Genomic DNA, 26,312 nt, shown 5'->3' with positions numbered 1-26,312 from the left:
CTCAGCCCTTTATCGAAGCGTTGACCGCGCTATCCAGCGCCTTGCTGTCCGGCTGGACGCCGGCGAGCTGCTGAACGATCGCAGCGGCCGCCTCGGAGGCGATGCCGCGAACGTTGCCCATCGCGGCGGTGCGGGTCGCAGCGATGGTCTTTTCGGCGTCGGCGAGCTTTGCCGACAGCCGCTCTTCCAGCGTCTTACGCTCGGCTTCCGCCGCCGCGTTCAGCTTCTCGCGGGTCTCGGCGCCGATCGCCTGGGCCCGGGTGCGGGCCGCCGCGAGCTCGGCCTCGTAGGCCTTCAGCGCGTCGTCCGATTCGCCCTTCAGCTTCTGGGCCGCCGCCAGATCGCCGTCGATCGTCTTCTGGCGCTCCTCGATCACACCGCCGACGCGCGGCAGTGCGAGCTTGGACACGATCAGATAGAGCGCGACGAAGGCGATCGTCAGCGACACCAATTGCGAGGCAAAGGTTTCCTTCTGGAACGGCGGAAAGGGGGCCTTGTGGCCCCCGTCGGCCGCCGTGTGGGCGGTTGCGCCCTTCGCATCGCCATGACCTTCAGCCACGGGCTTCTCCTGTTCGGCCGGTCACGACCACAGCGTCACGACCGGATTGGACTTCTTAGAGGGCGAACAGCAGCAGCAGCGCGATCAGCAGCGAGAAGATGCCGAGCGCTTCCGTCACCGCGAAGCCGAAAATCAGGTTGCCGAACTGGCCCTGAGCAGCCGAAGGATTGCGCACCGCAGCGGCGAGATAGTTGCCGAAGATGATGCCCACGCCGGCGCCCGCGCCGCCCATGCCAATGCAGGCAATACCAGCGCCAATGTACTTCGCGGCAATCGGATCCATGTAACGAACTCCTGTTGGGGTTTGGTTGTCGAGAGGTCGGAGACCGGGCCTCAGTGGCCCGGGTGAATCGCATCGTTGAGATAGATGCAAGTCAGGATGGCGAACACGTAGGCCTGCAGGAACGCGACCAGCAGTTCGAGGGCGGTCAAGGCGATGGTCAGGCCGAGCGGCAGCACCGCGCCGACCCAGCCGACGACGCCGAGCGCGCCGAGCATGGCGATGAAGCTCGCGAACACTTTCAGCGCGATGTGGCCCGCCAGCATGTTGGCGAACAGACGAACGGAGTGCGACACCGGCTTGAGGAAGAACGAGATGACCTCGATGAACACCACCAGCGGCAGGATGTAGATCGGCACGCCGGACGGCACGAACAGCTTGAAGAACTTCAGGCCGTTCTTGGCGAGGCCGTAGACCAGCACGGTGACGAACACCAGCATCGCCAGCGTCACGGTGACGATCAGGTGGCTCGACACCGTGAAGGTGTAGGGGATGATGCCGACCAGATTTGAGACCGCGATGAACATGAACAGCGAGAACACCAGCGGGAAGAACTTCAGGCCTTCCTTGCCGGCGGTCGATCGGATCATGTTGGCGACGAATTCGTAAGACAGCTCGGCGACCGACTGGAACCGGCCCGGCACCAGCTGGCGGCCCGGCGCCAGCATCATCACCGCGATGATCGCCACCGCGGCGAACATGTAGGCCGACGAATTGGTGAACGCGATTTCCTGTCCGCCAATGTGACCAAGGGAAAACAGCTTGGTGATCTGGAACTGATGAATTGGATCGGCGGCCATTGTTTCTCAGTCTACCGGTTTCGCGAACTTGCGCTTGTGTCGATGGTCGGTTGCACTTCGGAACCCGTCAGAGCCGCTCGGACTGCTTCGCCATCACACCCGCGGCTCTCATCACATTGATCACGCCGGCGGTAAAGCCCAGCAGCGCAAACACGATCAGGCCCCAGGGAGACATCGACAGCAACCGATCGAGACCCCAGCCGAGCGCCGCTCCGCCAAGGACACCGGCCACCAGCTCCGAGGACATACGAAGCCCAACGGCCATGGCGGATGCCTTGGCCTGGGCCGCGTCCTGCTGGTCTCCGGACCCGTCAGTCCCGATGTTTCGGCTGCCCCCAATTTTGGACAACCGGCGATCCAGACTTCCGAGCCTTGCGGAAAGCGCAGCTTCATCGGGCGTATTGCCGCGACTTCCATCAGTCTGTTTGCTGCCCTCGTGCGTGTCGTCCGCCATAGTGTGGAGACCCGAAACGGTGCCGCAGATGATGAAAATAACGCCCCGTGACCCTCAAAAGCCGCGCGGACCATACTGACGGCATAGAGGCAAGTCAAGATTCGCTCGCAGCCCTCCAGGGCCTTGTTTTGGCTGATTTTATTGAGGATTTGCGACTCGCTGCGGTAACTTGTCCGCAGTGCAATCGCTGCATTGCGCCGAGGTTCGGCTTGCACCGGCCGACAGCCTCTGATCCGATGCGGCCAATTTCGGCGACTCGTTCGCATCGAGCGTTTCGATATTCCATCAGCCGGAGTACGCATGTCGCGTCAGATCGACTACTATTTCTCGTTCCAGTCGCCCTGGGCCTATATCGGCCACAAGGCGTTCCGACAGCTTGTCGAAGCGCACGACCTCGCGGTCGTCTACAAGCCGGTGCTGCTGGCTGGGCTGTTCTCCGAAACCGGCGGCCTGCCGCTCGCCAAGCGTCATCCGGCGCGGCAGCGCTATCGGCTGGTCGAATTGCAGCGCTGGCGCGACAAGCGCGGGCTGGATTTCAAATTGTGGCCGAAGCACTGGCCGTTCGATGCCCGTCTCGCCGATGGCGTGGTGCTGGCCGCGCTGGCGGCCGGGCTCGATCCCGAACCCTATCTGCAACGGGCCTATCCTGCGGTGTGGGAGCAGGAACTCGATCTCGCGGATGTCGCCGTCGTGACGCGCCTCGCCGACGAGGCCGGCCTGCCGGGCGAAAAGCTGGCGGCGCACGCGGCGTCGGATCAGATCCGCGCCGCCTATGAGCAGAACCGCCACGACGCGATGGCCGCGGATGTGTTCGGCTCGCCGGCCTATGTGCTCGACGGCGAAGTGTTCTGGGGACAGGACCGGATCGAATTGCTGGCCGATGCGTTGAAATCCGGCCGCGGCCCGTACCGTCCGCCGGCCTGACACCCCATATAGGCCGGGTCCTTTTCTGTCAGGCGGAGCGTTCCGATGACCCTTGCCACCCGCGATGCGATCTCCGCTCGCCCTGCGCCGCATCTGGCGCGACTTGCGGCGCTGTCCTTGATGGCCGGATTGTTCGCCGGTGGCGCATCGGCGCAGTCGCTGCCGGACAGCGAGAACGGCCGCTACACCTTCACGCCGAGCGCGGACGGCGTGATGCGGCTCGACACCCGGACCGGCAAGGTCTCGACCTGCAGCGACAAGGGCAACGGCTGGGCCTGCTACGCGATCGCCGACGAGCGTTCGGCGTTCGACGCCGAAATCGGCCGGCTGCAGGGCGACAACGACCGGCTGAAGCGAGAGGCCGAGGCGCTCCGGGTCGAGAACGACAATCTCAAGGCGCAGCTCGCGCAGCGCGGCCCCACCGTCTCCGGCAAGATCGACGAGTCGATGCCGAAGAGCGACAAGATGGCGACGCCGGAAGTCACCACCAAAGACGGCCAGCGCCGGCTCGAGATTCCGCTGCCGAGCGATCAGGATGTCGACCGGGTGATGGGGTTCATCGAGCGCGCCTGGCGGCGGCTGATCGAGATGGCCAACCGGATCCAGCGCGAAACCATCGGCGACGGCAAGACCTGAGCAGGTTCTGGTCAGCGAGGTCCGCATGACTGCACCCCGCACGATGACGCGCGCGCCGGTGAGAGCAGCCTCGGTGACCCACGTCGCCTCGTCGCTGCTCACCGTGCAGACCGGCGGCGCCGGCTTCCTCGATATCACTGGCGAAGCGGCGAAGTTCATCGCCGAGGCGAAGGCGCAGGACGGCGCGTTGACGCTGTTCGTGCGCCACACCTCGGCGTCGCTGACGATCCAGGAGAACGCCGATCCGACGGTACTGATCGATCTCGCCACGGTGCTGAACCGGCTGGCGCCGGAGAATGCGGGCTGGGCGCACGACACCGAGGGACCGGACGACATGCCGGCGCATGTCAAGGCGATGCTGACCGCGACCTCGCTGCAGATCCCGGTGCTGCAAGGCCGGCTCGCGCTGGGTACCTGGCAGGGCATCTATCTGATCGAGCACCGCCGCCGTCCGCACCGCCGCGAGATCGTGCTGCAGTTTCTCGGAACGACGCGCTGATCCCATGCGCATTCGAGCCGCAGCGTCATCCTGAGGTGCTCGCCGCGCCGCGGCGGGCCTCGAAGGATGAGCAACGACACTGTGGCCCATCCTTCGAGGCACCTCCTGTCGCGCTGATGCGCGTCAGGAGGTGCACCTCAGGATGACGCTTTGCTTGTGAAGATGATCAATCAGCCGCTGAGCGCTCCCTCTCCCGCTTGCGAGAGAGGGTTGGGGTGAGGGCGACGCGGGCGCGACGCTTGCTTCAAACAAAACGGCCGCGGATTGCTCCGCGGCCGAAATGCGTCGGCAGAACAAGTCCGGCGCGCACGGCGCCGGACTGATCAGCGTCAGTTCCTGCTGATATCGACGTTCTTGGTCTCGGGCAGGAAGATCAGGCCGATCACCACGGTGATCGACGCGAAGATGATCGGATACCAGAGGCCGGCGTAGATATCGCCGGTCGACGCCACGATGGCGAAGGCGGTCGCCGGCAGCAGGCCGCCGAACCAGCCGTTGCCGATGTGATAGGGCAGCGACATCGAGGTGTAGCGGATGCGGGTCGGGAACAGTTCGACCAGCATCGCGGCGATCGGCCCGTAGACCATGGTGACGAACAGCACCAGCACGAACAGCAGCCCGATCGTCGCCGCGATGCGCGGCTGGAAGACGTCGAACGGATGCGCCATCTTGATGATCTCGGCGTTGCCGGCCTTCGGATAGCCCGCCGCCTGGATCGCCGCCAGCACCGCCGGGTTGGAGGTCTTGGCGTCGACGTAGGGCACCTCGGCGCCGTTCACGAGCACCTTGACGCCCGAGCCCGCCGGGCCCTTCGCGGTCGAGTACTTCACCGACGACTGCGACAGGTAGGCGCGCGCAGTGTCGCAAGGCGCGGTGAACACGCGGGTGCCGACCGGGTTGAACAGGTCGCCGCACAGCGCGGGATCCGACACCACCTCGACCTTGACGGTCTCGATGGCCCGCTCCAGCGCCGGGTTGGCGTTGGTCGTGATCGCCTTGAAGATCGGGAAGAACGACAGCGCGGCGATCGCGCAGCCGGTCAGGATGATCGGCTTGCGGCCGATCTTGTCCGACAGCCAGCCGAAGAAGATGAAGAAGAAGGTGCCGAGCAGCAGCGACCAGGCGATCAGCAGGTTCGACGTGTAGCCGTCGACCTTCAGGATCGATTGCAGGAAGAACAGCGCGTAGAACTGGCCGGTGTACCAGACCACGCCCTGGCCCATCACGCCGCCGAACAGGGCGATCAGCACGATCTTGGCGTTGCCCCAATTGGCGAAGGCTTCGGTCAGAGGCGCTTTCGAACTCTTGCCCTCTTCCTTCATCTTCTGGAACACGGGCGATTCGTTCAGCCGCAGCCGGATCCAGACCGAGACGCCGAGCAGCGCGACCGATACCAGGAACGGAATGCGCCAACCCCAGGCGGCGAATTCCGGTTCGCCCAGCACCGTGCGGGTGACCAGGATCACGATCAGCGACAGGAACAGGCCGAGCGTGGCGGTGGTCTGGATGAACGACGTGTAGTAGCCGCGTTTGCCGGGTGGAGCATGCTCGGCCACATAGGTCGCCGCGCCGCCATATTCGCCGCCGAGCGCGAGGCCCTGCAGCAGACGCAGACAGATCAGGATGATCGGCGCCGCAATGCCGATGGTCGCCGCATTGGGCAGCAGGCCGACGATGAAGGTCGACAGGCCCATGATCAGAATGGTGACGAGGAAGGTGTATTTGCGGCCGACGATGTCGCCGATGCGGCCGAACACGATGGCGCCGAACGGGCGCACCAGGAAGCCGGCGGCGAACGCCAGAAGGGCGAAAATGTCGCGTGTGGCGGGCGGGTAGGCGCTGAAGAACTGCGCGCCGATGATCGCGGCGAGCGACCCGTACAGATAGAAATCGTACCATTCGAAAACGGTGCCGAGCGAGGATGCGACAATGACGAAACGTTCGTCCTTGGTCATTCCGCCGGACCGCCGCTGCGTTGCGGCATAACTAGACATAAGCGATTACCTCCCCTTGATAAAATAATGGCGTTTCTTGCCGCGTTACGGAATGAAAGCGGAATTCCGACGCGGTGCGTTGGGCGAACGGTAACATTGCCATCAACGTGCGGCATTACGACTTTCGGCTCGCGTTCCTGTTGCGTTCTTGCGCTTGCTCAATGTTTTTCATGTTCGAACGGCGCAGGGTGGTACGCCAAGGCAGCCGAACACGCCTTGCCAGCCGTCGACCTTAGGGCGACACTTCCAATCCGACCTGCCAACCGCGGGCCTGAATGCGACCGTTCGGTTCCAGTCTGCGCACAAGGGACACCCATGAGCACGCCCGCCAGCACGCATTTGATCATTGCCGATGACCACCCGCTGTTCCGCGACGCCTTGCGGTTGGCGGTTTCCAGCGTCGTTCCCGGTGCGAAGATCGGCGAGGCCGGGTCGTTCGAGGACCTCACCGCGATGCTCGAGCGCGACGGCGACGTCGATCTTGTCCTGCTCGACCTGAAGATGCCCGGGATCAGCGGATTTTCCGGGCTGATCTATCTGCGCGCGCAGTATCCGGCGATCCCCGTCGTGGTGGTCTCGGCCAGCGACGATGTCGAGACCATCCGGCGCTCGCTGGATTTCGGCGCGTCCGGTTTCGTGCCGAAGCGGTTCGGGGTCGAGAAGCTCGGCGACGCGATCCTGCGGGTGCTGGACGGCGACGTCTGGGTGCCGCCGGATGTCGATCTGTCGGCGGCCGCCGATCCGGAGACCAGCAAGCTGCGCGACCGGCTGGTGACGCTGACACCGCAGCAGGTGCGGGTGCTGATGATGCTGTCCGAAGGGCTGCTCAACAAGCAGATCGCCTACGAGCTCGGCGTCTCGGAAGCCACCATCAAGGCGCATGTCTCGGCGATCCTGCAGAAGCTCGGCGTCGAAAGCCGCACCCAGGCGGTGATCGCCGCGGCGAAGATCTCCGGCAGCCAGTGGCGCCAGGACGAGCCGGTGGCGTAGCCGCCGACTCCGTTCACTTTCCGAATACCGAATATTCGTCATGGCCGGGCTCGTCCCGGCCATCCACGCCTTTCTTGCGGCTTCCGCTGCAAGACGTGGATGCCCGGCACAAGGCCGGGCACGACGCGTTGAATCGAAAATGCCCGATCTTGATGGCCCATTCCCGCCGGGCTCCTCGAGGAGGTGCGTCCGGCGTGGTTGCGGATCGCTACTCCGCCGCCGCGATGCTCTGCTGGGCGTGCCACTGGTTGAGCAGCGCGCGGAGCGAGGCGGCTTTCACTGGCTTGTTCAGCACCGCGATCTCCTCCTGCCGGGCGGCGGCGCGGACGCCGGGGCTGCGGTCGGCGGTGATCAGGATCGCCGGGATGGCGACGCCGAAGCGGGCGCGGATGTCGCGGATCGCCGCGATGCCGTTGCCGCGATCGAGGTGATAATCGACCAGCAGCCCGGTGATGCGCCGGTCGGCCGACTCGATCGCCTTGATCGCCGCGTCCGGATCGGCCACCGCGATCACGCTGGCGTCCCAGGTCGTCAGCAGCGTCTTCATGCCGTCGAGGATCGCCGGATCGTTCTCGATGCACACCACCAGGCTGCCGGCCATCGAGGCGCGCGACAGCGGCGTCGCGCTGGTCACCGCGGTGGTGTGGTTGACGACGGCGGCGACCGGAACGGTGACGGCGAAACACGAGCCGCCGCCGCGATTGGCGTCGAGCGTGATGCCGTGGTTCAGCACCCGCGCCAGCCGCTCCACGATCGACAGCCCGAGGCCGAGGCCGCGGGCGATCCGGGCGCCCTGTTCGAGCCGGTGGAATTCCTTGAAGATCTCGCCGCGCTTGAGGATCGGCACGCCGACGCCGGTGTCGTAGATGCCGATCTTCAAGGACTCGCCCTGGCGGCGGCAGCCGACCAGCACGCGGCCCTGCGGCGTGTATTTGATCGCGTTGGAGATCAGGTTCTGCATCAGCCGGCGTAGCATCAGACGGTCCGACCGCACCGGAAGCGAACACGGCACGAAGATGAGTTGCAGACCTTTGGCGCGCGCGGTCGGGGCGAATTCGATCTCCAGCGAGCGCATCAGATCGCCGATGACGAAATTGGTCAGCGACGGCGTCATCGCGCCGGCGTCGAGCCGCGAGATGTCGAGCAGCGCGCCGATGATCTCCTCGATCGCCTCGAGCGATTCGTCGATGTTCTCGACCAGGCGCGAATCCTCGCCGCCGTTCTGACGCTCGACCAGGCTGGTGGCGTACAGCCGCGCCGCGTTGAGCGGCTGCAGGATGTCGTGGCTCGCCGCCGCCAGAAACCGGGTCTTGGAGATGTTGGCTTCCTCGGCGGTGCTCTTGGCCAGCGCGAGCTGCGAGTTCAGCCGGGTCAGTTCCTCGGTGCGTTCGCGCACCCGCCGCTCCAGCGTGGCATTGGCGCGCTCCAGCGCCTCGGCCGCCTCGAAGCTCGGGGTGACGTCGGAGAAAGTGATCACCAGCCCGCCGTCCGGCATGCGGTTGGCGCGGACCTCGATCACCAGATGGCGGTCGTGCAGCCGTTCCAGGAACGGCTCGCCCTCGGTGGTATAGGACGCGAGCCGCATCTGGGTCTGCGCTTCTGTATCGGCCGATCCGGCGCTGGCGCTCGACAGGAATTCGAGGATCTCGATCAGCGGGATGCCGATCTGGATGATGTGCGGCGGCAGCCCGAGGATCTCGCCGAACTGCCGGTTGGAGCAGATCAGCTGCAGCTCCGGGTTGAACACCGCGATGCCCTGGCGGACGTGGTTGAGCGCGGTCTGCAGGATCTCGCGGTTGAAATGCAGCGCCGCGTGGGAGTCGTCGAGCAGCTTCAGCGCGGCTTCCGCCGACACGGTGCGCTTGCGCAGCAGCAACGACAGCACCAGCCGCGACGACGCCGCCCCGATCGAGGACGCGATCAAGTGCTCGGCGTGCTTCAACAGTTCGAAATCCGCCGGCGCCGCCGGGTCGAGCGTCAACCGGCGGCTGATCGCGAACGACCGAAACGAGTCCCGCGCCCGCTCCGGCCCGAGATACTGCCCGACCGCGCCGAGAATATCCTGCACCGTCACGGTGGTGCGCCAGCGCCGGAACGCCGGCGTCATCGGCGTCAGCGTGTCCGGCACGAACACTTCGGCCTGCAGCCGCTCGATCGACGACGGCCGGCTCAGCAGCGACAGCGCGATATAGGCGAACAGATTGAGCGACAGGCTCCACACCACGCCGTGCACCAGCGGCGGCAATTCGGCGCCGAACAGCGCCCGGGGCCGCAGCGCTTCGATTCCCCACGGGCCTTGCTGCAACAGCACGAGTCCCGCGGTGCTGCCCTCCATGAAGCTCGGGATGAACAGCGTATAGGCCCAGGCCGCGAAGCCGATCATCATGCCGCCGATCGCGCCACGCGCGGTGGCGCGGCGCCAGATCAGCCCGCCGAAGAACGCCGGCGCGAACTGCGCGATCGCCGCGAAGGACAACAGGCCGATGGCGGCGAGCTGGGTGTTGCCGAGCGCGCGGTAATACAGATAGGCCAGGATCAGGATCGCGAAGATGGCGACCCGCCGCACCGTCAGCAGAAAGCCGCCGAAGCTGCGCTGGTCGTTGCGCGGCGCGCCGTGGCGCTTCAGCACCAGCGGCATCACCAGATCGTTCGACACCATCACCGCCAGCGCCACGCATTCGACGATCACCATCGCGGTCGCCGCCGACAGGCCGCCGATGAACACCATGAAGCTGAGCAGCGGCGCATTGGCCTCGATCGGCAGCGCCAGCACGAACATGTCGCTGTCGACCGCGCCGAACGGAAATTTCACCAGCCCCGCCAGCGCGATCGGGATCACGAACAGATTGATCGCGATCAGATACAGCGGGAACATCCAGCGGGCGCGGCTGACCTCGGCGTCGTTGGTGTTCTCCACCACGCCGACATAGAACTGCCGCGGCAGCATCAGAAAGGCGCAGAACGACAGCACCGTCATGGTCAGAAAGGTGGTGGCCGACGGCGTCGATTCGAGCACCCGCACCGCTTCCGGCATCTTCATCGCCCGCTCGATCAGATCGGCCGGGCTGAACATCCAGAAGGTGACGAAGACCCCCGCAGCGATGAACGCCACCAGCTTGACGATCGATTCGGTGGCGATCGCCAGCATCAGGCCGTGCTGATGCTCGGTGGCGCTGGCCTGGCGGGCGCCGAACAGCACCGCGAACAGCGCCATCAGGATCGCCACGATCAGCGCCATGTCGCCGACGATCGGAATTTCGGCGATGTTGTGATCGTCGCCGAGGATGGTCTGCAGCGACGATGCCACCGCCTTGAGCTGCAGCGCGATGTAGGGCACCGAGCCGATGATGGCGATGATCGCCACCGTGGCGGCGACCTTCTGGCTCTTGCCGTAGCGGGCGGCGATGAAGTCGGCGATCGAGGTGATGTTCTGCGATTTCGCCAGCCGGATGACGCGACGCAGCAGCGGCGTGAACACGCCGATCAGCAGGATCGGCCCGACATAGATCGCGAGGAAGTCGATGCTGGTGCGGCTGGCGAAGCCGACCGAGCCGAAGAACGTCCAGGAGGTGCAGTAGATCGCCAGCGACAGCGGATAGATCAGGCCACCGGCGCGCTCGCGCTGGCCTTGCGACAGCCGGTCGCCGAAACTCGCGACATAGAAGAGGAAGCCGATATAGGCGAGCGCGGCTGCGATCACGCCCCAATCGTGCAGCATCGCTGTGGTGCTCCTCGCGCGTCATGCGCCGACGGGATTTCTAGCGGGTAGGAACGCCGCACGCGACAGGGATTTTGCCCCGTCGCGCGGCGTCTCCGCCGAAAATCGTTTGCCGGCCGTGGCGCGCGGGCTATTCGGCCGCGATCGCCTTGGCGCCGAGCGGCAGGCCGAGCTGGCCCCAGACCTGGACCAGCGCCTCGGCCAGCGCGTCGATCAGCTTGTCGTCGTGATACGGCGACGGCGTGATCCGCAGCCGCTCGAGGCCGCGGGCGACGGTCGGGTAGTTGATCGGCTGGATGTAGATACCGTGCTGCTCGAGCAGCAGATCGGACGCCATCTTGCATTTTTCGGCATCGCCGACGAACACCGGCACGATGTGGGTGTCGGTCGGCATCACCGGGATGCCGGCATTGTTCAGCACGGCCTTGACCCGCGCGGCGCGGTCCTGGTGGCGCTCGCGTTCCCAGGTCGACGCCTTGAGGTGGCGGATGGCGGCGGTCGCGGCGGCGCAGATCGGCGGCGGCAGCGCGGTGGTGAAGATGAAGCCCGGCGCATAGGAGCGCACCGCGTCGATCACGTCGGCCTTGCCGGCGATGTAGCCGCCGAGGCAGCCGAACGCCTTCGCCAGCGTCGCTTCGATGATGTCGATGCGGGCCATCACGCCGTCGCGTTCGGCGACGCCGGCGCCGCGCGGCCCGTACATGCCGACGGCGTGGACTTCGTCGCAATAAGTCATCGCGTCGTACTTCTCGGCGAGATCGCAGATCTTCGCCAGCGGCGCGGTGTCGCCGTCCATCGAATACAGGCTCTCGAATGCGATCAGCTTCGGCCGGTCGGGGCCGGCGGCGATCAGCAGCTCTTCGAGATGGGCGGTGTCGTTGTGGCGCCAGACCACGCGCTCGCAGCCCGACTGACGGATGCCTTCGATCATCGAATTGTGGTTCAGCGCGTCCGACAGGATCAGGCAGTTCGGGATCAGCTTGCCGAGCGTCGACAGGCCGGTCTGGTTCGACACGTAGCCCGAGGTGAACAGCAAGGCCGCTTCCTTGCCGTGCAGGTCGGCGATTTCGCGCTCGAGCTGCACCAGCGGATGGTGCGTGCCGGCGATGTTGCGGGTGCCGCCGGCGCCGGTGCCGATCCGGGTCGTGGTCTCGACCATCGCGCCAATCACTTTCGGGTGCTGACCCATGCCGAGGTAATCGTTCGAGCACCAGATCACGACATCGCGAGGACCCGTCGGCGAATGCCACACGGCCTGCGGAAACCTGCCGGCGATGCGCTCGAGATCGGCGAAGACGCGATAGCGGCGCTCGTCGTGCAGGCGGGTGAGAGCGTCCTCGAAGAATTTGCTGTACTGCATTGCAATGACCTGGAAGGGACGGGAAACAGCGACGAGCCGCAACGGGCGACCTCGGTATTAGAACCCTTCCAGCTCGGATGTCGAGGCGCAATTCGTCCAATTGGCTGCGCCGGAGGCGTGCCTAACAGCTCCCCGCGCAGGTCAAAGCTTGATGAAGATCAATGCATTGGCCGAGGTCACCGTCCCGCTTCGCGGCCGGGCTCAGGCGGCCGCGAAGCGCAGGATGCCGTCGGCCTTGTCGACGATCGTCAGGCGGTTGCGCGCCAGCATGTAGTTGACATGCGCGATCAGTTCGCCGGCCGCAAAGCCGGTCTGGTGCGCATCCAGCACGTGCTTGTGGAACACCACCGGCACCAGCTCGGCGGAACTCATCGCCCGGTCGCGGCAGGCCTCCGCGATCACGCCGCAGCGTTCCTCGTGATGATCGGCGAGCTGCTTGATACGGGTCTTGACGCCGTGGAAGGGCAGGCCGTGACCCGGCAGCACCAGCACATCGTCCGGTAGCAGCGTGGTCAGTTCGGCGAGTGATTTCAGATAGGAGCCGAGCGCGTCTTCGTCCGGCTCGTGCGCCCAGACGCTGACATTGGGGGAGATCTTGCTCAGCACCTGATCGGCGGAGAGAAACAGCTTGTCGGCGGCGCAATACAGCATCACCTGATCGGGCGAGTGGCCGGCGCCGGTGATGATGCGAAACGTCCGTGTGCCGATCCGGATGTGGTCGCCCTTGGTGAGTCGTCGATACGCCGCCGGAAGCGGCACCGCGCGCTTCAGATAGTCCTGACCGCGGCCGAGCAATTGCGCGGTGATGGAGTCGTCCATGCCGTGGCGGTGGAAGAACTCGCGCGAATTGACGAGCCGCTCCTCGCTGCGGCGGTTCTGATGATAGACGCCCTGCAGATATTCGATCTGCGACATGTAGAACGGGCAGCGGAACCGCTGCACGATCCAGCCGGCCTGGCCGAAATGGTCGGGGTGGGCGTGGGTCACGATCACGCGGCTGATGGCGAAGCCTTTGAGCGCGCCGTCGAACAGCGTTTCCCAGGCCGCGATCGTGGTGTCGTTGCCGAAGCCGGTGTCGACCATCGCCCAGCCGTCGCCATCGGCGAGCAGATAGATGTTCACGTGGTTGAGGCGGAACGGCAGCTTCAGCCGCAGCCACAGCACGCCCGGGGCGATGTCGACGACCTGGTCGGGTCCGGGGTGGCTCTCCAGCAGAAAGCGCAGATCGTCGTGGGGTTTGTCGGCGGTGTCGGTCTTCTTATGCATGTGGCGCAGGCTCCCACTATCGCCTTAGCGGGACCGGACCAGCGGCGCCAGCCGAAAAACCGCTGGAGCGGGTTGCGCAATCGCCGGTTGGACCGGCCGTGCCGCCGCACGGAATGGCGTAGCGCTGCCGGGGCCGCCGCATGAAAAGGCCGGCGGCGCGGGGCGCCGCCGGCTGGATGCGTGGGAAGAGAGGATCAGGCGGCGCGGATGTTCGACAGGAATTCGTCGATCTCGCCGCGCAGCAATTCGGCCTCCTGGCGCAACGCGCCGGATGCCGCCAGTACCTCGGAGGCCGCCGAACCTGCCTGGGTCGAGGCGGCGCTGACGCCGACGATGTTGCCGGAGACTTCGCTGGTGCCGCCGGCCGCCTGCTGGATGTTGCGGGCGATCTCGCGGGTCGCGGCGCCTTGTTCCTCGACGGCCGCGGTGATCGCGGTGGTCACCTCGTTGATCGAGGTGATGGTCTGGCTGATGTTGCGGATCGCGCCCACCGCCGAACTGGTGACGCCCTGCATCGCCACGATCTGGGCGCGGATGTCCTCGGTCGCCTTCGCGGTCTGGCTGGCGAGGCTCTTGACCTCGGAAGCCACCACGGCGAAGCCGCGGCCGGCGTCGCCGGCGCGGGCGGCCTCGATGGTGGCGTTCAGCGCCAGCAGGTTGGTCTGGGAGGCGATGCTCTGGATCAGGTCGATCACCGCGCTGATGCGCTCGGCGTTCTCGGCCAGCCCCTGCATGGTGGTGTCGGTGACGCCCGCTTCCTGCACCGCCTTGTTGGCGATCTCCGCCGAGGTCGTCACCTGGCGGCTGATCTCGTTGATCGACGAGGCGAGCTGCTCGGTGCCGGTGGCGACGCTCTGCACGTTGGCGGAGGTTTCCTCGGCCGCCGAGGCCACCGCGGTGACCAGCGAACTGGAGCGGTCGGCGGTGGTCGCCATGCTCTGCGCCGTTTCCTGCATGACGCTGGTCGACGCCTGCAGTTTCTCCATCGCGGTGCGTACGGTCGCCTCGAAATCGGCGATCCGGGATTCGATCCGCGTCGTCCGCTGCGCCTTGGCGGCACGGTCCTTGTCCTGTTCCTCGGTCAGCGCCCGCGCCTGGATCATGTTGTCGCGGAATATTTCGAGGGATTCCGCCATCACGGCGATCTCGTCGCGGCGGCTGCCGCGGTCGATCTCGGTGTCGAGGTTGCCGGAGGACAGCGACTGCATCGAGCGCTGCAGCCCGCCGATCCGGCGCAGAATGCTGCGGCCGACATACAGCCAGACGAACAGCGCCGAGCCGACCAGGGTCAGCGCGCCGAGGCCGATCATCACCTGGGTGGCGAGCGCGATCTGGTCCTGCGCCTGTGCGGCGGCGGCGGTGGTGTCGCTGCGAACGCTGTCGACGAGTTGCTTGACGCTGATGCCGAGGCCGACATTGAGCTTGCGGGTCTCGTCGAGGATCAGGTCGCTGTAGTCGCCGGCGTCGAGTTCCTTCTGGCGCATCTTGAAGATGCTGGTTTTGCCCTCGCCGAGCGCCAGCAGCGTTTGCGCCGCCGCCTTGATCGCCGCCGTGGCTTCGCCCGCGGGCATTCCGTCGAGGTTGGAAGCGACCTGTTGGCGCGCCTCCTTGAAGGAGGTTTCGACCGGATCCAGCGCATCGGCGTTGCGGGCCGACAGCGCCGCCATCAGATTGGAGGCGGCGAGATTGCTGAGCGCGATCACATTGCCGAGCTGCTCGATTCGCCGTCCGGCTTCGGTCGCGTCGTCCTGCGACAGATTCGCCGACGCCAGCACCGCATTCATCTGGGTTTGCGCATTCAACATTGCCGGGTTGGCGATGGCGATGAAGGCGTCATGCGAGGTGCGCAGCGCGTCATAGACCTTGTCGTGCTGGCGGGCGAGATCGAGCCGCTCCTGCGCCGCGGCGCCGAGGCTGCGGATGGTGTCCTCGATATTGCGCAGCGTTTCCGCCATCGCCGCGACGACGGCCTTGTCGGCGCCGTAGCTGGTCAGATCAGCCAGTTTCTGGGAGGCAACCGACTGCGCCTGTTTCATCCGCGCGGAGCGCTCGGCGAGTTGCTCCGGCGTCGCCGACACGAGCAGCATCGGCGCCAGGCTGGCGAGCCGTTCGCTCTCGGTGGCGAGTTGCAGGCTGGTGGCGAGCTTGGGGATGTCCTGGCCGCTCAGGGCCGCCAATTTACCGCCGAGGTCTCGCAGGCTGACGCCCGCGCCGGCGCTGATCAGGATCGTCATGCTCGCGATGACGGCAAACGCCGCGAACAGGCTGCCACGGATTCCGAATTGCGGCATGCGTAAGCGCGGCCGCGCGAGCCTCAGTCGTCCAAACATTCCCGCCCCCAAAATGCTTCCTGCTTGTCCTGTTGCTGAACAAGCGAGTGCACTATTGGGCTTGGGAGTTAATTTTTGTCCGATTTTCGGTGTGCTGTTTTGAACAAACTGGCCCGTTGCCGGGGCGGGGCCCAATTCCCGAACTGTTGGGTAAACAATTTGTCCATGCAAATTCCGCCCGGCGCAAATCAACAAAAAAGGGCCGGCATGAAGCCGGCCCTTCTCAGCCCCGAAGGGATTTCGTCAGTACGGATCAGTACTTGGCGACGACCGGGCCACCCCAGTTGAAGCGGTAGTTCAGGCCGGCCTTGACGACGTGCTGGTCGTTCTTGGCGGTGAAGCCAGCGCCCAGATCGACGTTGCCGAAGTCGTAGTACTGATATTCGATCTTGCCCGACCAGTTCTGGGCGAACAGGTACTCGAGACCGCCGCCGACGGTGTAACCGTCCTGGCTGCTGGTGGACGAGACGGTGCCGACGCCGCTCAGCGTCAGGCTGCTGGTGTAGTCGGCATAGGCCCAACCGCCCTTGACGTAGAGCAGTGCCGGACCCCAGGTGTAGCCGAGGCGACCGGTGACCGAAGCCAGACCGCGCTGGTTGTCGGCGTAGGTGTAGGTGCCGGCAACGCCGGGGACCGTGAAGCTGACCGCGTCGTTGGTGCCGCTCAGCCAGGAGTACTGACCTTCGACGCCGAGCACCCAGCTCGGAGCGAACTGCCAGTCGTAACCGACCTGCACACCGCCGAGGAACTTGCCGTCGCTGCCGGCGGTGACGCCGGTGCCGATCGAGTTGTCGCCGGCGAAGGCGCCGCCGATGTGACCGCCGATGTAGAAGCCGGTCCAGTTATAGATCGGGGCCGGCGGCGCGTAGACCGGGGCCTTGTTGTACGGGCGGGCCGCGAGGTCGGCGGCGAGGGCCGGAGCCGCGCCGAGGGCAACCAGAGCAACGGTGCCGAGAAGGAACTTTTTCATTGTGGTTCTCCAGGAGTCGTCTTCAACAGAGGCGACGTTCGTCGTCACCATCTGGACCAAGATTTAGCGCGGTCGTGCATAAAAAGCTGTCACCTGGCGGCAACACTGCATGTGGAACTAACCGTATGAGTTTCAACAATTTTTCTTGCTTAATGGAACCTAAAAGAAACCTTAAAATCGCCTTAATCGGGTTCCCGAAAAGTTGCGTAATTCTCGGGCATTTTCCGAGTTTTCGAGAGGGTTGCCTAACGCTGGGGCACTAGGAATTGCGTCGCCGGGCGGATTGTCCCTTCCAGCGTTGATTTGATCGACGCGGACCTCCTGTAATACTATAACAAAGCCCCGAGCCTCCCTTCGAGCGGTCTGAAATGGACGTCCGTCTCCCTGATTCGCATCATTCCGCCGCACCGAAGTCTGCTCACATGCACATCCACGGCGCCGATTCGCCGCACCCGATGCAGCCGCCGCCCTGGTCGATCCTGCGCATGACGCTGGCGGCCCGGTTGACGGCTGCGATTGCGATCAGCGCCGTCCTCTGGGCGATCGTGCTGCTGGCGATGAGGTGACCATGGCTGCCCAACTGCACTTTAATAATGTGACGCTCGGCTACGACCGCCATCCGGCGGTGCATCACCTCAGTGGCGAGATTCGAAGCGGCACGCTGCTTGCCGTGGTCGGGCCCAACGGCGCCGGCAAGTCCACTCTGTTCCGGGGCATCGTCGGCATCCTCAAGCCGCTGGCGGGCGCGATCGACCGCCGTGGGATCGACATCCGCGACATCGCCTATCTGCCGCAGACCGCCGATATCGACCGCAGCTTCCCGATCTCGGTGTTCGATTTCGTCGCCACCGGGTTGTGGCGCAGCTCCGGTCCGTTCGGCGGAATCGGTCGCGCGGCGCGGCCGAAGATCGCGCAGGCGCTCGCCGCGGTCGGGCTCTCCGGCTTCGAGAATCGCACCATCGGCACGCTGTCCGGCGGCCAGACCCAGCGGATGCTGTTCGCCCGCGTGCTGCTCCAGGATGCGCGCGTCATCGTGCTGGACGAGCCGTTCAACGCCGTCGACGCGCGCACCACCGCCGATCTGGTGGCGCTGATCGGGCGCTGGCATGCCGAAGCCCGCACCGTGATCGCGGCATTGCACGACATCGAGCTGGTCCGGGCCAGTTTTCCGGAGACGTTGCTGTTGGCGCGCACCGCGGTGGCGTGGGGGCCGACCGCCGAGGTGCTGACCGCGGCCAATCAGGCCGAGGCGCGGAGGATGTGCGAGGCGTTCGACGACGGCGCCCCGGCCTGCGCCGCCGACACGCCGCCGTCGCGGGCGGCCTGATCATGCTGCTCTACGAGGCGCTGATCGCCCCCTTCACCGAATTCGAGTTCATGCGCCGGGCGCTCGCCGGCATCGTCGCGCTGTCGCTCGGCGGCGCGCCGATCGGCGTGTTCCTGATGCTGCGGCGGATGAGTCTCGTGGGCGACGCGATGGCGCATGCGATCCTGCCCGGCGCCGCGATCGGCTTCCTGCTGTCCGGCCTCAACCTGTTCGCGATGAGCTTCGGCGGGCTGATCGCCGGCTTCACGGTGGCGATCCTGGCCGGCGTGGTGTCGCGGGTCACCGAATTGAAGGAGGACGCCTCGCTGGCGGCCTTCTATCTGGTGTCGCTCGCGGTCGGCGTCACCATTGTTTCAATGAAGGGCACCAATATCGATCTGCTGCACGTGCTGTTCGGCAACATCCTGGCGATGGACGACCAGACCCTGCTGGTGATCGCTTTCAACACCTCGCTGACGCTGATCGTGATGGCGGTGATCTACCGGCCGCTGGTGATCGAATGCGTCGATCCGCTGTATCTGCGCACGGTGAGCCGCGCCGGGGCGCCGGCGCATCTGGCGTTTCTGGCGCTGGTGGTGATCAATCTGGTCAACGGCTTCCACGCGCTGGGCACGCTGCTCGCGGTCGGCCTGATGATCCTGCCGGCGGGCATCGCCAAATTCTGGGCGCGCGACATCACCGGGATGATGCTGGTCGCGGTCGGCAGCGCGATGCTGTCCGGCTATGCCGGGCTGGTGCTGTCGTTCCAGACCCGGGTGCCGTCGGGGCCGGCGATCATCCTGGTCGCGGCCATTCTCTACATCGCCTCGCTGCTGTTCGGCCGTGCCGGCGGCGTGGTGCGCAAACTGTTTCCCGGCCGCCATCTCGAGGCTTGAACATCATGATCCGGATCGCCATCGCCGTTGTCTCATTGTTGGTCGCGGCGTTGCCGGCGCGCGCGCAGGAGCGCATCGGCGTGGTCGCCAGTTTTTCGATCCTCGGCGATTTCGTCCGCAATGTCGGGGGCGATCGGGTCGCGGTCACCACGCTGGTCGGGCCGACCGGCGACGTCCACGTCTACACGCCGTCGCCGCGCGACGCCAAGCAGGTCGCCGACGCGAGGCTGGTGGTCGTCAACGGGCTCGGCCTGGAAGGCTGGCTGCCGCGGTTGGTGCAGTCGTCCGGCGGCAAGGCCACGATCGTCACCGCCACCAAGGGCATCAAGACACGCGACGCCGATGAGGGCGATTCGCACGGCCACAGCCACGGCAAGGACGAGCACGCCGATCCGCACGCCTGGCAGTCGGTGGCGAACGCCAAAATATATATGTCGAACATCCGCGCCGCGCTGATCGCGGCCGATCCCGCCGGCGAGGCGGTCTACCGGGCCAATGCCGAGGCCTATCTCGGCAAGCTCGACGCGCTCGACCGCGAGGTCCGGGACGAGGCGGCGAAGATCCCGCCCGCGGCCCGCAAGGTGATCTCGAGCCACGACGCCTTCGGCTATTTCGCCGACGCCTACGGCATCACCTTCATTGCCCCGCAGGGCGTCTCGACCGAATCCGAAGTCAGCGCCCGCGACGTCGCCCGCATCATCAAACAGATCCGGGCATCCAAGATCCCCGCGGTGTTCCTGGAGAACATCAGCGACCCGCGGCTGATCCAGCGGATCGCCGCCGAGACCGGCGCCAAGATCGGCGGGACGCTGTATTCCGACAGTCTGACGGCCGAAAACGGCGACGCCCCCACTTACATTGACATGGTCAGGCACAATATAAGGACGCTGACGAGCGCCCTGGCCGATTAGCCGCGCTTGCCTCGCCTCATCCCGAGGGGCCCGCCGCCACGTCTTCCGTAAGGCACGGGCGTCTCGCTGGATGAAAACAACGCCTTCACTCTCATCCTTCGAGATGCGCGCAGTCGTGCGCTCCTCAGGGTGAGAGCTCGTTCTGGAGCACCTGCCTGATGACGAACTCCGCCGCCTCGAAAATTCCCGTCACCGTGCTCACCGGCTATCTCGGCGCCGGCAAGACGACGCTGCTCAACCGCATCCTGTCGGAGAATCACGGCAAGAAATACGCGGTGATCGTCAACGAGTTCGGCGAGATCGGCATCGACAACGACCTGATCATCGGTGCCGACGAGGAAGTGTTCGAGATGAACAATGGCTGCGTCTGCTGCACGGTGCGCGGCGACCTGGTCCGGATTCTCGGCGGGCTGATGAAGCGCAAGGGCAAGTTCGACGCCATCATCGTCGAGACCACCGGGCTCGCCGATCCGGCGCCGGTGGCGCAGACCTTCTTCGTCGACGAGGACGTGATGGCGAGCGCACGGCTCGACGCGGTGGTGACGGTGGCCGACGCCAAATGGCTGAGCGACCGCCTCAAGGATGCGCCCGAGGCCAAGAACCAGATCGCCTTCGCGGACGTCATCGTGCTCAACAAGACCGACCTCGTCACCAAGGCCGAACTCGCCGAAGTCGAGGCGCGGATCCGCGCGATCAATCCCTATGCCCGGCTGCATCACACCGAACGCTGCCAGATCCCGATCGCCGACGTACTCGATCGCGGCGCGTTCGATCTCGACCGCATTCTGGAGATCGAGCCGGAGTTTCTCGATGCCGGCGACGATCACGATCACCACCATGATCACGATCATGGTCATCATCATCACGACCACCACGGCCACGGCCTGAAGCACTATCACGATGAGGACATGCAATCGCTGTCGCTGAAGAGCGACAAGCCGATCGACCCGGCGAAGTTCATGCCCTGGCTGCAGCAATTGGTGCAGACCGAAGGCGGAAAGATCCTGCGCTCCAAGGGGATTCTGTCTTTTGCGGGTGACGACGACCGCTACGTGTTTCAGGGCGTGCACATGATGCTCGAGGGCGATCACCAGCGCGCCTGGAAGGACGACGAGCCGCGCGAAAGCCGCGTCGTGTTCATCGGTCGCGAATTGCCCGAACAGGCGATCCGCGACGGCTTCGCGAAGTGCGTGGCGCAATGAGCGACTTCGAAACGTCCGGCGAGGCGGCCTCGATCGTCTCGGTCACCGACCGCGTCCGCGAGGTCGCGATCGGCGCGCCGGTGGGGGCGGTGCATTTCCTCGGCGACACCGCGGTGTTCATCGGCGCGGAGGAAAACGCGACCTTTGCCAAGTCGGATGGCGAGAGCTCGACCGTCGCGCTGCACGGCGGCGCCGTTCTCAGCTCGGTCACCGACGGCAAGCGCATCGTCAGCGGCGGCGACGACGGCAAGGTGATGGCGCTCGACGCGGGCGGCAAGGCCGAGCTGTTCGCCACCGACGCCAAGCGGCGCTGGATCGACAATGTCGCGCTGCATCCGGACGGTGCGGTGGCGTGGTCGGCGGGCAAGATCGCTTACGTCCGCGCGCCGAAGGCCGAGGAGAAATTCTTCGAGGTGCCGTCGACGGTCGGCGGCCTCGCTTTCGCGCCGAAGGGAATGCGGCTCGCGATCGCGCATTACAACGGCGTGACGCTGTGGTTTCCGAACATGGCGGCCAATGCCGAAATGCTCGAATGGGCCGGCTCGCATCTCGGCGTGATGTTCAGCCCGGACAACCGTTTTCTGGTCACGTCGATGCACGAGCCGGCGCTGCACGGCTGGCGGCTCGCCGACGCCAAGCACATGCGGATGACCGGCTATCCCGGCCGGGTGCGGTCGATGGCCTGGACCTCGGGCGGCAAGGGCCTCGCTACCTCGGGCGCCGACGCCGTGATCGTCTGGCCGTTCGCCAGCAAGGACGGGCCGATGGGCAAGCAGCCGGCGATGCTGGCGCCGCTGCAGGCGCGCGTCAGCATGGTGGCGTGCCACCCCAAGCAGGACATCCTCGCCACCGGCTACAGCGATGGCACCGTGCTGATGGTGCGGCTCACCGACGGCGCCGAGATCCTGGTCCGGCGCAACGGCACGCCGCCGGTCACGGCACTGGCGTGGAATGCGAGCGGCAGTCTGCTGGCATTCGCCGACGAGGAGGGTGCAGCGGGACTGCTGACGCTGTAAGAGGAAGCCGGTTCCCGACCGGGCGGTTTTCTCATGCGCTTCCTCGCCACCTTCCAGACCCTCGACTTCCTCGACACGCTGATCAGCCTGGGCGCAGCCTTCGTGCTCGGCATGCTGATCGGCGCCGAGCGGCAATATCGGACCCGTGCGGCGGGGCTGCGCACCAACGTGCTGGTGGCGGTGGGCGCCGCCGCCTTCGTCGATCTCGCCATGCACCTCAAGGGCGTCGACGGCGCGGTGCATGTGATCGCCTATGTGGTGTCCGGCATCGGCTTCCTCGGCGCCGGCGTGATCATGAAAGAGGGCATGAATGTCCGCGGCCTCAACACCGCGGCGACGCTGTGGAGCTCGGCCGCGGTCGGCTGCTGCGCCGGCGCCGACATGGTGGCGCAGGCGGTGGCGCTGACCGTGTTCGTGATCGCCGGCAACACGCTGCTGCGGCCGCTGGTCAATGCCATCAACCGCATCCCGTTCGACGAGCGCTCCTCGGAGGCGACCTATTCGGTGCGGCTCACCGCCGGCAGCGCCTCCGCCGATCAGCTCCGCGATCAACTGGAAGAACGGCTCGAAGCGGCCGATTACCCGGTCGCCGAGATCGAGGTCGAAACCTCCGAACACGCCGACGACAAGGTCGAAATCGTCGCGACGCTGGTGTCGACCTCGATCGAACCGAGGGAACTCGACATCGTCGTCGCCGACATGGAGAAACGCCCGGGCGTCGATTACGCGACCTGGGAAACCAGCACTAAGGATTGATTCACGTCGTCACTCAAATACGACCGAACGGGAACCCGTGCCGCACGCGGGAACGGAACGTTGCCATCCCGCATCCGTTGTTTCGCCAGGCAAGGGATGAGGCTCAACATGACGACGATGGATAACGGGCGGGGATTGAAGCGCGATCTGGTGCTGGCGGGCCTGCTGATCGCCGCCGGCGTGGCGATTTCGGGGCTTTCGCTGACGCAGGTCGATTCCAGCGGCCGACTGCAGCTCGCGCAGGCGACCCATCCGCTGCAATCGACGCCAGGCGCCGAGGCCAGGCCGACGGCGCCCGATGCGCCGCGCGATTCCACTGCGCGACCGCACGACGTTGCGCCGCAACCTGCGCGTCCCGATTCGGACGCCGTCGATGCCGGCGCCAAACCAGCCCTGCCGCCCGCCCCCGCGGAAAAGAAGGGCGAGCCGATCCAGCCGAAGGGTTGAGCTGAAGAAACGTGACGGTGGACTTCGATCCGGGCCGCGCTTGCGCGCGCCCGGATTTTGTTTTGCGCCGAGTTTGCGGCGACGGCGCGATTCCGGAGGGCGCGGTCTCATCCCGGGCACGGCGCACCTCTCCCGCCTGCGGGAGAGGTCGACGCGCGTAGCGCGGCGGGTGAGGGCACGCCTATCAACTCATGGCGGACTCACTGCCCGTGGCGCCCTCACCCCAACCCTCTCCCGCAAGCGGGAGAGGGGGCGCGCTGCGGTCGGGGAGGGGCGCGTGTAGTTGTGGTGAAGCCGAGGCGGTCTTGCCTTCAGCGCACCAGCACGTTGCGGAACTGCCACGGGTCCGAGGTGTCGATGTCCTCGGGGAACAGGCCGGGGCGGTCGGTCAGCGGGGTCCAGTCGGTGTAGTAGCCCTTGACGGGGCCGAGATACGGCATCTGCACTTCGAGGCAGCGCTTGTAGTCCATCTCGTCGGCCTCGACGATGCCGGCTTCCGGATTCTCCAGCGCCCACACCATGCCGGCCAGCACCGCCGACGACACCTGCATGCCGGTGGCGTTCTGATACGGGCAGATCTCGCGGGTCTCTTCGATCGACAGCTGCGAGCCGTACCAATAGGCGTTCTTGGCGTGGCCGTAGACCAGCACGCCGAGCTCGTCGATGCCGTCGACGATCTCGTTCTCGTCCAGGATGTGCCATTTGGGCTGCATCTTACCGGTGGCGCCGAACATTTCGTGCAGCGACAGCACCGCGTCGTTGGCCGGGTGATAGGCATAGTGGCAGGTCGGCCGGTACACCACGTTCTGGCCGTCGCGCACCGTGAAGTAATCGGCGATCGAGATCGACTCGTTGTGGGTGACCAGGAAGCCGTATTGCGCGCCCGGCGTCGGGCACCAGGTGCGGACGCGGGTGTTGGCGCCGGGCTGCAGCAGGTAGATCGCGGCGCCGCAGCCTTCGCTGTGGGTGCGGCCGTTGTCCGGCATCCAGGTCTCGTGGGTGCCCCAGCCGAGTTCGGCCGGCTGCAAGCCCTCGGAGACGAAGCCTTCGACCGACCAGGTGTTGACGAACACGTTCATCGGCTTCGGATTCTTGGCGCGCTGGGTGTCGCGCTCGGCGATATGGATGCCCTTGACACCGAGCTTGTGGGCGAGCTGCGCCCAGCCGTCGCGGCTCTTCGGTTCGTTGATCTCGGTGCCGGTGTCGCGGGCGATGTCGATCAGCGCCTGCTTGACGAACCACGACACCATGCCGGGGTTGGCGCCGCAGGTGGAGACCGCGGTGGTGGTGCCTTCGCCGGCCTTGGCCTTGGCGGCCAGCAGGGTCTCGCGCAGCGCGTAGTTGGAGCGCTTCTCTGGGCCCGCGCTCTTGTCGAAATAGAAGCCGAGCCAGGGCTCGATCACGGTGTCGATATATAGCGCGCCGATCTCCTGGCACATCGTCATGATGTCGACCGAGCAGGTATCGACCGACAGGTTGACGCAGAAGCCCTGGCCGCCGCCTTCGGTGAGCAGCGGAATCAGGAGCTCGCGGTAATTGTCGCGGGTGACGCCCTCGCTGATGAAGCGCACGCCGTGCTTCTTCGCCAGTTCGCCGTCCTCGTGCGGATCGATGATGACGAAGCGGTGCTTGTCGTACTCGAAGTGCCGCTCGATCAACGGCAGGGTGCCTTTGCCGATCGAGCCGAAGCCGATCATCACGATGGGGCCGGTGATCTTGGCGTGAATCTTCGAAGTGGACGACATCAGGGATGAACTCCGGACAGGGGTGGACGGGGCGAACCCGCTAGGGGCGGTCGGGACGGATCTGGAATACGACGGCGGGGTGAAAGTCGGATGTCACCCCGGCAGCAATCGGCTCAGTGCAGTCAGTTCGGTTCGGACACGCTGAGCACCGTCAGGGAGCGCCGCTCGCCCGACGGCGTTTCGAAGGTGATCGACTGCCCGACGGAGAGGCCGATAAGCGCCGCTCCGATCGGGGTCAATACCGAAATGCGGCCAGCCTCGACATCGGCGTCGGGCGGATACACCAGCGTGACCTGCTTCTCCTTGCCGGTGCTCTCGTCCCGGAAGGTCAGCTCGGAGTCCATGCAGACGATGCCCGGGAGCGGCTCGCCATCCGGCGTCACCGCGGCACGCGCCACCTCGCCGGCAAGAAAATCGGCCGTCGCCGGGTGGCGCTGCGCGGCCGCCTCGGCGAGCTGGCCGAGCCGTTCGGCGTCGCGGCTACGGAGGACGATCGGCGGGCGCTGGCAAACAACAGACTGGATCATGGCTTTCACGGCTCCTGTCACGCCGGACGCGCTGGGCGCGCCGGCATCTCGGGATGGTGGCAGAACGAAAGAGCGAAAGGGAGGGTCGACGACATCAAAGCCCGGATCGCGCATGCGCGCGTCCGGGTCACCTTCCTGCGTGAAGGCGACCGGCGCGCAGCGTCAAACGGTTGCGGGGCAATTTCGTCATGGTTCAGAAACTGGGGGCTCCCCGCCGCAAAGTCAACGGAGAGCCGATTGTTGTGAAAGTAGCAGGGTTTAGCTGCGGCGCTTGGCGGTGACTTCGATCTCGACCTTCATCTCGGGCTTGTACAGCCCGGCGACCACCAGCAGCGTCGCGGCGGGGCGGATGTCAGCGAGGTTCTCGCCGCAGACCGCGAACACCGCGTCGGCGTCGGCGGCGTCGGTGATGTAGTAGGTCGCGCGCACGATGTCGGCCATCTCGAAGCCGGCGTCGGCGAGCGCCTTGGCGATGGTCTTGAAGCAATTGCGGGTCTGCGCCGTGACGTCCTCGGGCAGCGTCATCGTCGCGTAGTCGAACCCGGTGGTGCCGGAGACGAACACGAAATCGCCGTCGACCACGGCGCGGCTGTAGCCGGCGGTCTTCTCGAACGGCGATCCGGTGGAAATCAGGCGGCGCGGCATCGGGTCATTCCTGGAACTGAAGGGGAGGGTGCGCAGCCCATGCCGCGTCTGGTTCTGCAAATCAAGGCCGAGCAAATCAAG

The 26,312-nt window shown here is 65.9% G+C and carries 25 protein-coding genes; 12 read left to right on the top strand and 13 right to left on the bottom strand.

The window, feature by feature from the left end; translation table 11 throughout:
* Window position 1 precedes the first annotated feature (1 nt).
* The 4 genes from RPB_RS23020 to RPB_RS23005 form a co-directional block, all read right to left on the bottom strand.
* A complete protein-coding gene (locus tag RPB_RS23020; RefSeq protein ID WP_011443438.1) occupies window positions 2-559 on the bottom strand; it encodes a F0F1 ATP synthase subunit B family protein in 558 nt (185 codons plus the stop codon).
* A gap of 55 nt (window positions 560-614) precedes the next feature.
* Window positions 615-842 carry a F0F1 ATP synthase subunit C gene (locus tag RPB_RS23015; protein ID WP_009796340.1) on the bottom strand — a complete coding sequence of 76 codons (228 nt, stop codon included), beginning with the start codon at window positions 840-842 and terminating at the stop codon, window positions 615-617.
* A 50-nt stretch (window positions 843-892) separates the two neighbouring features.
* Window positions 893-1,639, bottom strand: a complete 747-nt coding sequence (locus RPB_RS23010; protein ID WP_011443437.1) for a F0F1 ATP synthase subunit A — start codon at window positions 1,637-1,639, stop codon at window positions 893-895.
* Between the two features lie 67 nt (window positions 1,640-1,706).
* Complete coding sequence (locus RPB_RS23005; RefSeq protein ID WP_011443436.1) at window positions 1,707-2,093, bottom strand: AtpZ/AtpI family protein; 387 nt, start codon at window positions 2,091-2,093, stop codon at window positions 1,707-1,709.
* Between the two features lie 300 nt (window positions 2,094-2,393).
* Here RPB_RS23005 and RPB_RS23000 point away from each other — a divergent pair, with 300 nt between their 5' ends.
* Genes RPB_RS23000 through RPB_RS22990 form a run of 3 tightly spaced genes read left to right on the top strand, consistent with a single transcriptional unit; the run spans window position 2,394 to window position 4,152 of the window.
* Window positions 2,394-3,017, top strand: a complete 624-nt coding sequence (locus RPB_RS23000) for a 2-hydroxychromene-2-carboxylate isomerase (protein WP_011443435.1) — start codon at window positions 2,394-2,396, stop codon at window positions 3,015-3,017.
* A 45-nt stretch (window positions 3,018-3,062) separates the two neighbouring features.
* Window positions 3,063-3,653 (top strand): hypothetical protein, encoded by a 591-nt coding sequence (locus tag RPB_RS22995; protein WP_011443434.1) that lies wholly within the window; start codon window positions 3,063-3,065, stop codon window positions 3,651-3,653.
* 25 nt (window positions 3,654-3,678) lie between these two features.
* Window positions 3,679-4,152, top strand: a complete 474-nt coding sequence (locus tag RPB_RS22990) for a secondary thiamine-phosphate synthase enzyme YjbQ (RefSeq protein WP_011443433.1) — start codon at window positions 3,679-3,681, stop codon at window positions 4,150-4,152.
* Between the two features lie 329 nt (window positions 4,153-4,481).
* On the opposite strand, the gene RPB_RS22985 is transcribed toward RPB_RS22990, so the two are convergent.
* Window positions 4,482-6,107 (bottom strand): MFS transporter, encoded by a 1,626-nt coding sequence (locus tag RPB_RS22985; protein ID WP_433993724.1) that lies wholly within the window; start codon window positions 6,105-6,107, stop codon window positions 4,482-4,484.
* A gap of 354 nt (window positions 6,108-6,461) precedes the next feature.
* On the opposite strand from RPB_RS22985, the gene RPB_RS22980 reads away from it, so the two are divergent.
* Window positions 6,462-7,136 carry a response regulator transcription factor gene (locus tag RPB_RS22980; protein ID WP_011443431.1) on the top strand — a complete coding sequence of 225 codons (675 nt, stop codon included), beginning with the start codon at window positions 6,462-6,464 and terminating at the stop codon, window positions 7,134-7,136.
* 208 nt (window positions 7,137-7,344) lie between these two features.
* Here RPB_RS22980 and RPB_RS22975 read toward each other — a convergent pair whose 3' ends face one another.
* The 5 genes from RPB_RS22975 to RPB_RS22955 all read right to left on the bottom strand — a co-directional run bounded on the left by RPB_RS22975 (window position 7,345) and on the right by RPB_RS22955 (window position 16,780).
* The gene (locus tag RPB_RS22975) at window positions 7,345-10,854 is read right to left on the bottom strand and encodes a hybrid sensor histidine kinase/response regulator (protein ID WP_011443430.1); all 3,510 of its coding nucleotides are present in this window, start codon (window positions 10,852-10,854) and stop codon (window positions 7,345-7,347) included.
* Window positions 10,855-10,984: 130 nt separating this feature from the next.
* Window positions 10,985-12,214 (bottom strand): 5-aminolevulinate synthase, encoded by a 1,230-nt coding sequence (gene hemA / locus RPB_RS22970; RefSeq protein ID WP_011443429.1) that lies wholly within the window; start codon window positions 12,212-12,214, stop codon window positions 10,985-10,987.
* Between the two features lie 201 nt (window positions 12,215-12,415).
* A complete protein-coding gene (locus RPB_RS22965) occupies window positions 12,416-13,480 on the bottom strand; it encodes an MBL fold metallo-hydrolase (RefSeq protein WP_011443428.1) in 1,065 nt (354 codons plus the stop codon).
* Between the two features lie 194 nt (window positions 13,481-13,674).
* Complete coding sequence (locus tag RPB_RS22960) at window positions 13,675-15,810, bottom strand: methyl-accepting chemotaxis protein (protein WP_011443427.1); 2,136 nt, start codon at window positions 15,808-15,810, stop codon at window positions 13,675-13,677.
* Between the two features lie 253 nt (window positions 15,811-16,063).
* Window positions 16,064-16,780 (bottom strand): outer membrane protein, encoded by a 717-nt coding sequence (locus RPB_RS22955; protein WP_011443426.1) that lies wholly within the window; start codon window positions 16,778-16,780, stop codon window positions 16,064-16,066.
* Window positions 16,781-17,202: 422 nt separating this feature from the next.
* On the opposite strand from RPB_RS22955, the gene RPB_RS22950 reads away from it, so the two are divergent.
* The 8 genes from RPB_RS22950 (at window position 17,203) to RPB_RS22915 (ending at window position 23,314) form a co-directional block, all read left to right on the top strand.
* Window positions 17,203-17,346 (top strand): hypothetical protein, encoded by a 144-nt coding sequence (locus tag RPB_RS22950; protein ID WP_433993723.1) that lies wholly within the window; start codon window positions 17,203-17,205, stop codon window positions 17,344-17,346.
* A gap of 2 nt (window positions 17,347-17,348) precedes the next feature.
* Entirely contained in the window at window positions 17,349-18,107 is a 759-nt protein-coding gene (locus RPB_RS22945; protein ID WP_011443425.1) for a metal ABC transporter ATP-binding protein, read from the top strand.
* A gap of 5 nt (window positions 18,108-18,112) precedes the next feature.
* Window positions 18,113-18,982 carry a metal ABC transporter permease gene (locus RPB_RS22940; RefSeq protein WP_198135195.1) on the top strand — a complete coding sequence of 290 codons (870 nt, stop codon included), beginning with the start codon at window positions 18,113-18,115 and terminating at the stop codon, window positions 18,980-18,982.
* Window positions 18,983-18,987: 5 nt separating this feature from the next.
* Entirely contained in the window at window positions 18,988-19,893 is a 906-nt protein-coding gene (locus RPB_RS22935) for a metal ABC transporter substrate-binding protein (protein WP_041799008.1), read from the top strand.
* 158 nt (window positions 19,894-20,051) lie between these two features.
* Entirely contained in the window at window positions 20,052-21,095 is a 1,044-nt protein-coding gene (locus tag RPB_RS22930) for a CobW family GTP-binding protein (protein ID WP_011443422.1), read from the top strand.
* On the top strand, window positions 21,092-22,111 hold the full coding sequence (locus tag RPB_RS22925; protein ID WP_011443421.1) for a WD40 repeat domain-containing protein: 1,020 nt from the start codon (window positions 21,092-21,094) through the stop codon (window positions 22,109-22,111). Before RPB_RS22930 ends, RPB_RS22925 begins: the two co-directional genes overlap by 4 nt.
* 33 nt (window positions 22,112-22,144) lie before the next feature.
* Entirely contained in the window at window positions 22,145-22,867 is a 723-nt protein-coding gene (locus RPB_RS22920; RefSeq protein WP_011443420.1) for an MgtC/SapB family protein, read from the top strand.
* Between the two features lie 108 nt (window positions 22,868-22,975).
* Window positions 22,976-23,314 carry a hypothetical protein gene (locus RPB_RS22915; protein ID WP_198135142.1) on the top strand — a complete coding sequence of 113 codons (339 nt, stop codon included), beginning with the start codon at window positions 22,976-22,978 and terminating at the stop codon, window positions 23,312-23,314.
* A gap of 311 nt (window positions 23,315-23,625) precedes the next feature.
* On the opposite strand, the gene RPB_RS22910 is transcribed toward RPB_RS22915, so the two are convergent.
* From RPB_RS22910 to RPB_RS22900, 3 genes are all read right to left on the bottom strand, one after another.
* A complete protein-coding gene (locus RPB_RS22910) occupies window positions 23,626-25,059 on the bottom strand; it encodes a homospermidine synthase (protein ID WP_011443418.1) in 1,434 nt (477 codons plus the stop codon).
* Window positions 25,060-25,181: 122 nt separating this feature from the next.
* A complete protein-coding gene (gene rnk, locus RPB_RS22905; RefSeq protein ID WP_011443417.1) occupies window positions 25,182-25,586 on the bottom strand; it encodes a nucleoside diphosphate kinase regulator in 405 nt (134 codons plus the stop codon).
* Window positions 25,587-25,844: 258 nt separating this feature from the next.
* Window positions 25,845-26,231 (bottom strand): RidA family protein, encoded by a 387-nt coding sequence (locus RPB_RS22900; protein ID WP_011443416.1) that lies wholly within the window; start codon window positions 26,229-26,231, stop codon window positions 25,845-25,847.
* Between the last annotated feature and the right edge of the window lie 81 nt (window positions 26,232-26,312).

Origin of the sequence: Rhodopseudomonas palustris HaA2 (genome assembly GCF_000013365.1) — a bacterium.
Taxonomy (GTDB): Bacteria; Pseudomonadota; Alphaproteobacteria; order Rhizobiales; family Xanthobacteraceae; genus Rhodopseudomonas; species Rhodopseudomonas palustris_J.
This window is presented reverse-complemented; position numbering and strand designations above follow the sequence as displayed.